Source organism: Microbacterium sp. NPDC077184 (assembly GCF_040687055.1).
In the GTDB taxonomy this organism is placed as follows: Bacteria; Actinomycetota; Actinomycetes; order Actinomycetales; family Microbacteriaceae; genus Microbacterium.
Genome location: NZ_JBFBMM010000010.1, coordinates 129,094 through 140,167, shown reverse-complemented (window position 1 = coordinate 140,167; position 11,074 = coordinate 129,094). Strand labels below are relative to the sequence as shown.

General features: G+C 72.8%; 11 protein-coding genes. 8 read left to right on the top strand and 3 right to left on the bottom strand.

Annotated elements, in window-relative coordinates; translation table 11 throughout:
- Positions 1 to 109: 109 nt before the first annotated feature.
- From AB0O93_RS15895 to budA, 3 genes are all read left to right on the top strand, one after another.
- A complete protein-coding gene (locus tag AB0O93_RS15895) occupies positions 110 to 664 on the top strand; it encodes a serine hydrolase domain-containing protein (RefSeq protein WP_363345019.1) in 555 nt (184 codons plus the stop codon).
- 164 nt (positions 665 to 828) lie between these two features.
- Positions 829 to 2,436: an MFS transporter gene (locus AB0O93_RS15890; RefSeq protein ID WP_363345011.1), complete on the top strand. Its 1,608-nt coding sequence runs from the start codon at positions 829 to 831 to the stop codon at positions 2,434 to 2,436.
- 101 nt (positions 2,437 to 2,537) lie between these two features.
- Positions 2,538 to 3,254 carry an acetolactate decarboxylase gene (budA, locus tag AB0O93_RS15885; RefSeq protein WP_363345009.1) on the top strand — a complete coding sequence of 239 codons (717 nt, stop codon included), beginning with the start codon at positions 2,538 to 2,540 and terminating at the stop codon, positions 3,252 to 3,254.
- A gap of 123 nt (positions 3,255 to 3,377) precedes the next feature.
- Here budA and AB0O93_RS15880 read toward each other — a convergent pair whose 3' ends face one another.
- Positions 3,378 to 4,034 (bottom strand): methyltransferase domain-containing protein, encoded by a 657-nt coding sequence (locus AB0O93_RS15880; RefSeq protein ID WP_363345007.1) that lies wholly within the window; start codon positions 4,032 to 4,034, stop codon positions 3,378 to 3,380.
- Positions 4,035 to 4,093: 59 nt separating this feature from the next.
- Between AB0O93_RS15880 and AB0O93_RS15875 the strand changes: the two genes are divergently transcribed.
- Positions 4,094 to 5,611 carry an FAD-dependent oxidoreductase gene (locus AB0O93_RS15875; RefSeq protein WP_363345005.1) on the top strand — a complete coding sequence of 506 codons (1,518 nt, stop codon included), beginning with the start codon at positions 4,094 to 4,096 and terminating at the stop codon, positions 5,609 to 5,611.
- Here the strand turns inward: AB0O93_RS15875 and AB0O93_RS15870 are convergent.
- The gene (locus AB0O93_RS15870; protein WP_363345003.1) at positions 5,593 to 6,225 is read right to left on the bottom strand and encodes a CDP-alcohol phosphatidyltransferase family protein; all 633 of its coding nucleotides are present in this window, start codon (positions 6,223 to 6,225) and stop codon (positions 5,593 to 5,595) included. The genes AB0O93_RS15875 and AB0O93_RS15870 overlap by 19 nt on opposite strands.
- Positions 6,218 to 6,964, bottom strand: a complete 747-nt coding sequence (locus AB0O93_RS15865; RefSeq protein ID WP_363345001.1) for a TVP38/TMEM64 family protein — start codon at positions 6,962 to 6,964, stop codon at positions 6,218 to 6,220. The genes AB0O93_RS15870 and AB0O93_RS15865 overlap by 8 nt, the downstream gene beginning before the upstream one ends.
- 71 nt (positions 6,965 to 7,035) lie before the next feature.
- Between AB0O93_RS15865 and AB0O93_RS15860 the strand changes: the two genes are divergently transcribed.
- From AB0O93_RS15860 to AB0O93_RS15845, 4 genes are read left to right on the top strand one after another with little or no spacing between them, the layout of a single operon-like run.
- Positions 7,036 to 8,307, top strand: a complete 1,272-nt coding sequence (locus AB0O93_RS15860; protein WP_363344999.1) for an ABC transporter substrate-binding protein — start codon at positions 7,036 to 7,038, stop codon at positions 8,305 to 8,307.
- Positions 8,304 to 9,182 (top strand): ABC transporter permease subunit, encoded by an 879-nt coding sequence (locus AB0O93_RS15855; protein ID WP_363344997.1) that lies wholly within the window; start codon positions 8,304 to 8,306, stop codon positions 9,180 to 9,182. The genes AB0O93_RS15860 and AB0O93_RS15855 overlap by 4 nt, the downstream gene beginning before the upstream one ends.
- Positions 9,173 to 10,030: an ABC transporter permease subunit gene (locus AB0O93_RS15850; RefSeq protein ID WP_363344995.1), complete on the top strand. Its 858-nt coding sequence runs from the start codon at positions 9,173 to 9,175 to the stop codon at positions 10,028 to 10,030. The genes AB0O93_RS15855 and AB0O93_RS15850 overlap by 10 nt, the downstream gene beginning before the upstream one ends.
- A complete protein-coding gene (locus AB0O93_RS15845) occupies positions 10,027 to 11,064 on the top strand; it encodes an ABC transporter ATP-binding protein (RefSeq protein WP_363344993.1) in 1,038 nt (345 codons plus the stop codon). The genes AB0O93_RS15850 and AB0O93_RS15845 overlap by 4 nt, the downstream gene beginning before the upstream one ends.
- Positions 11,065 to 11,074 lie beyond the last annotated feature (10 nt).

Below are 11,074 nucleotides of genomic sequence, written 5' to 3'. Positions count from 1 at the left end.
TGCGTCGCAACGTCTCGATCTGGGTGCGACTGGTGAGGTCGGCGATCGGCTTGTCGATGTCCCACGTCGGCGTGTCTTCGCCGCCGGGACCGTCTCGCGCTACTCCTCGATCGCGTTCGAGGGGATCGCCGAGATGGTCCGGCACGCGACCGGGGAGTCCTGGGACGCCCAGCTCACCCGGTGGGCGTCGGCGATCGGCGCGGACGGGCTGACGCTCGACGAGGCATCCGATCCGCACGCGGTGACGGATGCCGCGGCCGAGGGCGTCGACATGGCGCGCCTCGCCGCCCTCCGGCATCCGGGAGCCGGGCTGATGGGCCGGGCGGAGGACCTGCTGGCCGTCGCCTCGGCGCTCTTGCGCGACCGCGGCGAGATCGTCGCGCCCGCGACGGCGGCGATGATGCGCCGACCGCTGACCACCGACATCCCGCGGCTCGAGCCGTACCCGGCCGAGCGCGGGCAGGACTGGGGCTTCACCTGGAACCTGCGTTCACGGGCTCCAGGTCTCATCGACACCGACGTCTACGGGCACGGCGGCTGGTCGGGCACGGAGCTGTGGATCCACCCCGGCGCGGACGTCGCCTGGGTGCTGCTGACGAACCGCGTCCGGCGGCCCGGCGTCGACCCCGACGAACTCGACAACGCCGTCGTCTCCGCCCCCTGACCCCCTTGACCGCGAGACTGCATCCTCCGGTCGAGACAGCACGCGGCGCGCGCAGTCTCGACGGGGAGATGCAGTTTCGCGGCCAGGAGAGGGCTCAGCGAACCCATAAGAAGTCTCGACGCAGAGACGGTGACAGCGGGGATATTGCTAGATAATCTAGCGAAATGCAGAGTTCGGGTAGCCGCCGGTGGGCGGGTCTGGTCTTCATCAGCATCGCGGTGTCGCTCATCATCGTCGACTCCACGATCGTCAACGTCGCGATCCCCGCGATCGTCGACGACCTCGGCATCACCTCGACCGAGGTTCAGTGGGTGCAGGAGGCCTACACCCTCGTCTTCGCCTCGCTCCTGCTGATCTTCGGCTCGCTCGCCGACCGCTTCGGCAGGCGCCGCATCATGCTCATCGGCGTCGTGCTGTTCGTGGTGTCCTCGGTCGCCGCCGCCCTCGCGCCCACCGGCGACTTCCTGATCGCCGCGCGCCTGGTCCAGGGCGTGGGCGGCGCGATGATCCTGCCCACCACGCTGTCCCTCATCAACGCGACCTTCCGCGGCCGCGAGCGCGGCATCGCCTTCGCCGTCTGGGGGTCGACCATCGGCGGCATGGCGGCGGTCGGTCCCCTCCTCGGCGGGTGGCTGACGACCGCGTTCTCGTGGCGCTGGGCGTTCGGGATCAACATCCCGCTCGGCATCCTGATCATCATCGGAGTCCTGCTGACGGTGAGCGAGTCGCGGGACGCGCACGCGAAGTCCATCGACATCGTCGGCGGCCTCCTGTCGTTCGTCACCTTCGGGGCGCTGGTGTTCGGCCTCATCGAGGGGCGGACGCTCGGCTGGTGGCAGTCCACCGGCGACTTCACCCTCGGCGAGTGGACCTGGCCCTTCGCGCTCTCCCCCGTGCCGATCGCTCTCGCCGTCGCCGTCCTCGCCGCCGTGGCGTTCGTGGCGTGGGGGCTGCGGCGCGAACGCGCGGGCCGGTCGAGCCTGCTGTCGTTCGGGCTGTTCCGCATCGGCACGTTCCGCAACGGCAACATCGCCGCCCTCGTCGTCTCGCTCGGCGAGTTCGGCATCATCCTCTCGCTGCCGCTGTGGCTGCAGTTCGTCCTCGGCTTCGACGCCCTCCAGACCGGGCTGATCCTGCTGGCACTCGCGGTCGGGTCGTTCTTCGCCAGCGGCGCCGCGGGGGCGGCGAGCGGTCGGATTCCGGCGGTGTGGGTCGTGCGCGCGGGGCTGATCGCCGAGATCATCGGTGTCCTGTGGGTGGCGTTCGTCATCGCCCCGGATGCCGCGTGGGGCTGGCTCGTGCCCGCCCTGTTCGTCTACGGGTTCGGCGTGGGTCTCGCGACGGCGCAGCTCACCGGGGTCATCCTCGTCGATGTGCCGGTCGAGCAGAGCGGGCAGGGCTCGGGGACGCAGTCCACCGCGCGGCAGATCGGCTCGGCTCTCGGCATCGCGATCCTCGGCACGGTCCTGTTCACGAGCACCGCCGGTGTGCTGACGTCGTCGCTGAACGACCAGGGCGTTCCCGCGGCGCAGGTCGACCAGGTCGTCTCCCAGGTCGTGGACAGCGCGGGAGGTGCGATCGCCGGCCTCGAGCAGTCGCCCGACAGCGCGCCGCTCGCGGATGCCGCGAAGACAGCGTTCTCGGACGGCACGCGCTGGGCCGCCTTCACCGCCGCGGGCTTCCTCGCCGTCGGTCTGGCTGCGACCCTCGCCCTCCCCGCCCGCCGCCCCGAGGAGGACGTCGACGCCCCGGCATCCGCCGCCACCCCCTGACGTCGAGACTGCATCCTCCCGTCGAAACTGCGTGCGCGGCGTGCAGTCTCGACCGGAGGATGCAGTCTCGCGGTCAGGGAAGGGCGGGCTACGGTCGGGGGATGGAGACCGCGCGGCACACCTTCCACCAGACCAGCGTCATCGCCGCGCTGCTGGACGGCGTCCTCGACGGCGACACCACGGTGGGCACCCTTCGCGAGCGCGGCGACTTCGGGCTCGGCACCTTCGACGCCCTCGACGGGGAGATGGTGCTGCTCGACGGGACGTGCTTCCGCCTCCGCGAGGACGGCTCCGCCGACGAGGCGACGGATGCCGCCCGCACGCCGTTCGCGGTCGTCACCCGTTTCGTCGCCCATCGTGAGCTCGAGGTCACCGCGCCGACGACGCGGGCGGAGCTCACCGCGAGGATCGACGCGACGCTCGGCTCGACGAACTACCTCTACGCCGTGCGCGTGGACGGGACGTTCTCCCGCGTGCGCGTCCGGGCGGTCGCGGCGCAGCAGCACCCCTACCCACGCCTGGACGTGGCCACCGAACACGAGAGCATCGCGGAGTTCGCCGACGTCGAGGGCACCGTGGTGGGGTTCCGCACTCCGGCGTTCGAACGCGGTGTCTCCGTTCCCGGGTATCACGCGCACTTCCTGCGCGCCGATCGCACCGGCGGCGGGCACGTCCAGGACTACGTCCTCGACCGTGGCCGCGTCGCCGTCTGCGTCGGGACCGACCTGCACCTCGAGCTCCCCCGCACCGCCGCGTTCGCCGACGCCGACCTCGACCCCGACGACCTCGACACCCGCGTCACCACCGCCGAGTCCTGACCCCTGACCCCCGCGCCCTCTGACGCCGAGACTGCATCCTCCCGCCGAGACTGCACGCGCCGCACGCAGTTTCGACCGGAGGATGCAGTCTCGCGGTCACCGGAGCCGGGGGCGGGGGCCGGGTCAGGCGCGGCGGGCGGCGACGGCGACGACGTGCCCGCCGCGCATCGCGACACCCCGCACCGAGTCCCGTTCGGCAACCGGGCGCACGAATCTCCATGGACGCAGACGGATGTCGGCACCGCCGAACGCGCAGGCGAGCCGTGCCAGCGGCGAGAAGATCCGCCACACGCCCACGGGCGGCTGCATATCGACCACGAGCAGTCCACCCCCGGAGCACACGAGTCCCGCCGCCCGGGTCCACGCCTCTTCGGCGCCGCCCCGCATGACGCTGAGCGCGTACGTCGTCACGAGGGCATCGGCACGGTCGCGCCCGGTCTGCTCCGCGATCACGCCCGCGAGGGCGTGGACGTCCAACTCCGCGGCATCCGCCTCCACCAGGACGACCTCGCACGGCAGCCACTGCGCCCGGCGCCGCGCCTGAGCGAGCATGTCGCCGCTGCGGTCCACGCCGACGATGAGCCCTTCGGGTCCGACCGCCCGCGCGAGGAGCGGGAAGTTCAGCCCCGTCCCGCAGCCGAGGTCGATCACGACGTCGCCGGGCGAGAGGTCGAGCATCCCGATCCCGACGCGTCGGCCTACTCCGTACACGACCCGCTCGCCCGAGAGCACGTCGTACCACCGCGCACCGACGCCGTACCTGCGGAACACCCTCGTCATCTGCGTCTCCTGTTCGCTGAGCCGACCCGCCGGCCCGGTCCCGCGCCTAGTCTGAGGCGGTGACCGCACCCCTCCGCCGTTCCGCCTCGGCTCGTCGTCCCGCCCGCATCCTGACCGCCGCCCAGGCCCGAGGCGACTGGGACGTCGTGGTCGTCGGTGCCGGCAGCGCAGGTCTCGTCGCCTCGCGCACCGCGGCCTCCCTCGGTGCCCGGACGCTCATCATCGAGGCCGACCGCTTCGGCGGCGAGTGCCTGTACACCGGATGCGTGCCCTCGAAGGCGCTGATCGCCGCGGCGCACGCCGCGCACACCGCGCGGACGGCGCACCGCCACGGCGTCGACGTCGCCGACGTGGCGGTCGACTTCGCGCGCGTCATGGCTCACGTCCGCGCCGCGATCACGACGATCGAACCCGTCGATTCGCCCGATGCCCTCGTCGCCAAGGGCGTCTCGGTCCTCCGCGGCCGAGCGCGCCTGACCGGCCCGCAGACGCTCGTCGTCGACGGCGTCGAGATCCGTTTCCGCGACGCGATCCTCGCCACCGGGAGCACCGCGATCCTCCCCGACGTCCCCGGCGCCGACGACGTCGACGTGCTCACCAACGACACGTTCTGGGACCTCGACACCCTGCCCGGCACCCTCCTCGTCCAGGGCGGCGGTCCGATCGGCTGCGAGATCGCGCAGGCGATGGCCCGGCTCGGCAGCAGGGTCGTTCTCGTGCACCGCGGCGAGCGCCTGCTCCCCCGGGAGGATGCCGCGGCCGGCGACGTGATCCGCGCGGCGTTGGAGGCCGACGGGGTGGACGTCCGCCTCGGCACCTCCGTCGAGAGGATGGCGGCGGCCGAACACCCCGGATCCGGCGAGGCGACGCTCACCGACGGCACCTCCGTCCGCTTCGACCGCACCCTCGTCGCCGCCGGTCGTCGCGCCCGCGTCGACGGCCTGGGCCTCGACGCCGCGGGCGTGGTTGTCACCGCGCGCGGCGACATCGCCGTCGACGACACTCTCGCAACGTCGAACCCGCGCATCCGGGCGGTCGGCGACGTGACGCCGCTCCCCCGCTTCACCCACACCGCCGGGTACTTCGGCAGCGTCGCCGCCTCCAATGCCGCGCTCGGCCTCTCCCGCCGTGCCGACGGCGACGGCGTTCCCCGCGTGACCTTCACCGCCCCCGAGGTCGGCGCAATCGGGGTCTCCCCCGACGACGCCCGGACCCGCGGCTGGACCGTCGTCACCCAGGCGCACCATGACCTCGACCGGGCTATCGCCGACGACGAGACCACCGGCAGCACCACCCTCGTGGCCGACCCGCGGGGACGCCTGCGGGGCGCCCTGGTGATCGGCCCCCGCGCCGGGGAGGTGCTGGGGGAACTGACGACCGCGATCGGTGCGAAGCTCACCCTCCGCGACCTCGCGTCGACCATGCACGCCTACCCGACCTACGCCGACGGCGCGTGGAACGCGTCCGTGCAGTCCGCGCAGAAGGCTCTGTCCGGCGGTGCGGTGGCCTTCGGCATCCGCCTTCTCCGCCGTTGGCACGGTCGCCGGCACGCGCTCCCTCACCGCAGCGCCCGGTAGCCGACGACGATCCGCTGGGTGGCGCTGAGGGCGACGATCACCGCCCATACCACGGCGATCTGCGGTGCCCAGAACGGCAGCACGAGCCAGAGGGCATGCACGGCGATCGTTTCGGTCGCCTCGGCGAGCCCGCCGAGGAACGACAGCGAACGCCCGTCGTCGATCCGCCGGTCGGCGCGCTCGGCGATCGACGAGAACGCCAGGAACGCGGTGCCGTTGACGTAGTACGCGAAGAGGACGAGGAGGAACGGCCACCAGGGCGCATCGAAGGCTGCGTGCGCGCCGATCGCGACGCCCACGACCGTCGCGCCGTACACGACGAAGTCGGCCGCGATGTCGAGGAATCCGCCCGCGTGCGTTCCCCCTGCCGAGCCGCCGACGGATGCCGCACGCCGACGCGCCAGCGAGCCGTCGAGGCCGTCGAGCACCCGCGACACCAGCCACAGCACGACCGCAACGGCCCACCACTGCAGGGCGGCGGTCGCGGCGGATCCCAACCCGAGGATGAGGCCGGCGACCGTCAGCCGATCGGGGGTGATCCACGTCCGGTCGATGCGCGCGGTCACCGTGTCGAGCGGACCGGCGAGCAGCGGTCGCAGGCGGGTGTCAAGCACGGTCGTCTCCCGGGTCGGTGTCGAGAAGTTGTTCGGAGCGGGCATCGGGTTCGGATGCCGCGTTCCGCACCGAGGCGGACCGGCGCCGTCGCCCGATCACGACTGCCGCGAGCGCCCCGAGGAGGATGAGGATGCCGAGCGCGCCGAGGGCGACCCAGAAGAGCGGGCCGGTCTCGACGCCGAACGCGCCGAGCGCGACGTAGGCGGCGGTTCCGGGGACGATGCCGATCGCCGTCGCCGCGGCGTACCGGAGGAAGGGCACCCCCGTGAGCCCGGAGGCGTAGTTCAGGGCCGTGAACGGCACGAGCGGCACGAGACGGAGACCGAGGATCGCGGTGAACCCCCGCCGCGAGAAGAGGTCGTCGACCGCGGCGGCGCGGCGTCCGATCAGGCGGGCGACGGCATCCCTCCCGAGGAGTCGGGCGAGGGCGAAGGCGAGCCCCGCGCCGAGCAGCGCACCGGCGTACACGGCGATGACCGCGACGCCGAATCCCCACACCACACCCGCGGCGATGCTGAGGACGTTCTTCGGCAGCGGGCTCAGCGTGAGGAGCCCGTAGACGACCGCGAAGACGAGCGGCCCGGCCCACCCGAATGCGGCGAAGTTCGCACGGATCCCGTCGATGTCCAGCGGCGGGAGCAGCCACCCAACCGAAAGGGCCACGGCGACGAATACGAGCAGAACGATCACCCGCACACGCGTCGCGCGTGGGAGTCGAGAGCCGGTCGGGGCGACCATGTCCTGCCTTCTCTCGAGATCGATGGTTTCGCTCACCCTAACCGCCGGAGATCCCTGAAAGGATCACACCCATGCCCTTCGCACCCTCGGCCGCTTCGCGCGCGCCCGCGCCGCGTCGCGCCGCGCGCCGCGCCGTCGTCGTCTCCCTGACCGCATCCGTCCTCGCCCTCGCCGGCTGCGCCGCACCCGCGGCCCCGGCACCGGATCTCCCCGAGACGTGGGATGCCGTGCTCGAGGAGGCCGACGGCCAGACCGTGCAGCTGTGGATGTATGGCGGCGACGACCAGGGGAACGCCTACATCGACGACGTCCTCGCCCCGGCGGTCGCCGAGCACGGCGTGACCCTCGAGCGCGCGCCGGTCACCGACACCCGCGATGCGCTGAACCGCGTCTTCACCGAGATCCAGGCCGGACGCGACGATGGCACGGTCGACCTCATCTGGGTCAACGGCGACAACTTCCGCACCGGCCGCGAAGCGAACGCGTGGCTCTGCGACTGGACGTCGCTGCTTCCGAACATGGCGCTCACCGATCCGGACGACCCGCTCCTGCTCAACGACTTCGGCACGAGCGTCGACGGCTGCGAGGCGCCCTGGCACAAGGCGCAGTTCACCCTCGTCTACAACGAGGACGCGATCGCCGACCCGCCCGAGACGATGGCCGAGGTGCTGGAGTGGGTTGAGGCCAACCCCGGCCGCTTCACCTACCCCGCCCCGCCGGACTTCACCGGGTCGGTCTTCGTCCGCGAGGTGCTCGCGAGCGTCTCCGGCGGCGCCGACGAGGTGCCGCTGGAGTACTCCGAGGAGGCCTTCGACGAGCTGACTCCCGCCCTTTACGACCGTCTCGCCGAGCTCGCGCCGTCCCTGTGGCGCGGCGGAGACACCTACCCGGCCAACGAGGCCGAGCTCGGTCAGCTCTTCGCCGATCGCCAGGTCGACATGATGATGACCTACGGCCCCGCCACACTCACCGGCCTCGTCGCCGAAGGCACCTATCCGGAGGGCACCCGCGTGCTGACGCTCGAGGACGGCACCGTCGGCAACGCCAGCTTCCTGGGCCTCCCGGCCAACTCCGACGCCGTCGCCGGTGCGATGGTCGTCGCGAACGAGGCGTTGTCCGCCGAACAGCAGGCGGCGAAGGCCCAGCCGGACGTGTGGGGCCAGTTCACGGTGCTCGACCTGGATCTGCTCGACGCCGAGGGACGCGCCCTGTTCGAGGCGCTCCCCTCCTCGCCCGTCGTCCCGCCCTACGACGTCCTCTCCGAGAACGCTCACGCGGAGCTCGCCGCCGAATGGGTCCCCGCCCTCGATGAGGGATGGCGCACCGAAGTCCTCGGACGGTGACGTTCGCCCCGCCCGCCCGCCGCGCCGCGCAGTCGGCCCGTGAGCGGCGCACCGGCGCGCTCCTGGTTCTCCCGGCGGTCGCGCTCACCGTCCTCGTGGTCGGCGGCGGGCTCGGGGCGACGGTTCTGCAGAGCCTCGGGCTCCTCCCGATCGTCGGGGCCCCCTCGTTCTCGTTCGACGCCTTCACCGCCGATCCGGATTCCGTCTGGGACGCCGTCGGGGTGTCGCTGTGGGTGGCGACCGCCTCGACGCTGATCGCCGCGGTCGTCGGCACGGCGGCGGCGATGGTGATCGTCTCCGGACGCGGAGGCGCGCGACTCGTCGCCGCCCTCGGCGCCGCCACCGTGACCGTCCCGCACCTCATCGGCGCGGCGACGATCGGACTCCTGCTGGCGGATGCCGGCGTCCTCTCGCGTCTGCTCGGCATCCCTCCCGAATCCTGGCCCGCGTTCGTCGGCGGTCCGCTGTGGGCGGCGGCCATCGCCGAGTTCGCCTGGAAGGAATCAGCGTTCATCGCCGTGGTCGTCACCGGCACCCTCGCGACCCGCGTCGCGCAGTACGACGAGAGCGCGGCGCTCCTCGGAGCCGGGCGCCGCCAGCGGTTCCTCCGCGTCTTCCTGCCGCTCACCGCGCCCGCCCTGCTGATCACCTCGGCGATCAGCTTCGTCTTCGCCCTCGCCTCGTACGAGGTGTCGTGGCTGCTCGGGCGGACCTACCCCGAGCCCCTTCCGGTGCTGGCCGTCCGCCTGTTCCAGGGCGTCTCGCTGGACTCGCGACCCGAAGCCGCCGCCGTGGCCGTGATCACCGCGGCGATCGCCCTCGGCGTCGTCGCCCTCACGTTCGCCGCCCTCCGTCGGACGGCGGCATGGCGATGACCGTCGCCGTGCCCCCGGTGGCGGGCCGCACCTCCGCCCTCACCGTCTCCCGCGGCGGCGGACGCGTCGCCCGGGTGATCGTGACCGCGGCCCTCGTCGTGTGGTTCGCCCTCCCCTTCCTCCCGCTCCTGATGTGGTCGGGTGCCAATCAGTGGTCCTTCCCCTCCCCGGTGCCGACGGCGTGGGGCGCGCGCGGAGTGAACGGTGCGATCGGCTTCGGCGCCGCCCCGGCGATGGCGACCTCGCTCGTGCTCTCGCTCGCCGTGGCCGCCATCGCGACGCCCCTCGGCGGCCTGGCCGCCCGGGCCCTCACCCTCGGCGCCGTTCCCTTCCCGCGGACCGTCGCCGTCATCCTGCTCTCCCCCGTCGCCCTCCCGCCGATCGCCGCCGTCCTCGGCGTGAACATCGTGCTCCTGCGCTCCTATGTCCCCCCGGTCCTCGGCACCGTCCTCGTCCTCGTCGTCCTCGCCCTCCCGTACACCGCGTTCGTCATGCGGGCCGCCTACGGCGCGTACGACATCCGTTACGAGGAGAACGCGCGCCTCCTCGGGGCCGGACGCCTGCAGACCTTCCTGGGCGTGCAGCTGCCGCTGCTCGCTCCCGCGCTCGCCCGCGCGGCGTTCCTCGCTTTCCTCGTCGCGTGGAGCGACTACCTCGTCACCGTCATCGTCGGCGGCGGCACGCTGGTGACGCTCCCCGTCGTGGTGGCGGGGGCCGCGTCCGCCGTCGGCAACGACGCCGCCGTCGCGGTGATGTCGCTCGCCGCGATCGTCCCGCCCCTCGCCCTGCTCGTCGCCACCCTGTGGCTCGGTCGTCGGCCCGCCCGGCGGTCAGGAGGTTCGACATGACCGCATCCCTCGCCGTGGACGGCATCGGGAAGACCTTCGGGGATGCCCCCGCGCTGCGCGATCTCTCGCTGCGCGTCGAGCGGGGTTCGTGCACCGCGATCCTCGGGCCGAGCGGGTCCGGCAAGAGCACCATCCTGCGGGTGATCGCGGGGCTGGAGAGCCCCGATACCGGACGCGTCCTCATCGACGGCCGTGACATGGCCTCCGTTCCCGCCGAACGCCGCGGCGTCGGTCTGGTCTTCCAGAAGGCGCTCCTCTTCCCGCATCTCGACGTCCGCGACAACGTCGCCTTCTCCGCCCGGGTCTCCGGGGTTCCCCGCCGCGCGGCACGAGAGCGCGCCGAGCGCTACCTCGAGCTGGTGCACCTTTCCGGCTTCGGCGCGCGAAGGGTCGGCGAGCTCTCCGGCGGCCAGGAGCAGCGCGTCGCGATCGCACGGGCCCTGGCGGCCGAGCCGGCCGTGCTGCTCCTCGACGAGCCGTTCAGCGCGCTCGACGGGGCGCTCCGAGCCGACATGCACGCCCTCATCGACGATCTCCGCGCGGATGTCGGACCGACCATCGTGCTGGTCACGCACGACCGCGAGGAGGCGTCTCGGGTGGCCGATCGGATCGCGGTCGTCGAGCACGGAGAACTCCTGCACGAGGGCACCGTCGCCGAGGCCTACCGCGCGCCGTCCTCGCTCCGGGTCGCCGAACTCATGGGGGGTCGCAACGCCTTCCCGGGCGTCGTCACCGCCGGCGTCCATCGCAGCGCGCTGGGTGTCCTCCCCGTGCCCGACGGCGAGGTGGACGGACCGGCGACGCTGCTCATCCGCCAGGAGGACATCGGCCTCGCGGCCCCGGACGACGACTCCGCATCCCTCGCCGGCACCGTGACGGAGACCTCGGTCGCCGGCGCCCGCACCGCCGTGGCCGTGCGGGTGGGCGACTCGGCGATCGTGCACGCCGAGCTCGCCGGAAGCGCGCGGCTCGGGGCCGGCGATCGCGTGGCCCTCAGCCTTCCGACGGGCGCGATCCACCTCGTCCGCGGCTGAGGCTCGACCG

What these genes read in the sequence shown, in the direction of transcription:
- budA (WP_363345009.1), top strand. Translation starts at nt 2,538, where the DNA reads ATGGAGACCGCGCGGCACACCTTCCACCAGACCAGCGTCATCGCCGCG.
- AB0O93_RS15860 (WP_363344999.1), top strand. Translation starts at nt 7,036, where the DNA reads ATGCCCTTCGCACCCTCGGCCGCTTCGCGCGCGCCCGCGCCGCGTCGC.
- AB0O93_RS15890 (WP_363345011.1), top strand. Translation starts at nt 829, where the DNA reads ATGCAGAGTTCGGGTAGCCGCCGGTGGGCGGGTCTGGTCTTCATCAGC.
- AB0O93_RS15865 (WP_363345001.1), bottom strand. Translation starts at nt 6,964, where the DNA reads ATGGTCGCCCCGACCGGCTCTCGACTCCCACGCGCGACGCGTGTGCGG.
- AB0O93_RS15880 (WP_363345007.1), bottom strand. Translation starts at nt 4,034, where the DNA reads ATGACGAGGGTGTTCCGCAGGTACGGCGTCGGTGCGCGGTGGTACGAC.
- AB0O93_RS15850 (WP_363344995.1), top strand. Translation starts at nt 9,173, where the DNA reads ATGGCGATGACCGTCGCCGTGCCCCCGGTGGCGGGCCGCACCTCCGCC.
- AB0O93_RS15845 (WP_363344993.1), top strand. Translation starts at nt 10,027, where the DNA reads ATGACCGCATCCCTCGCCGTGGACGGCATCGGGAAGACCTTCGGGGAT.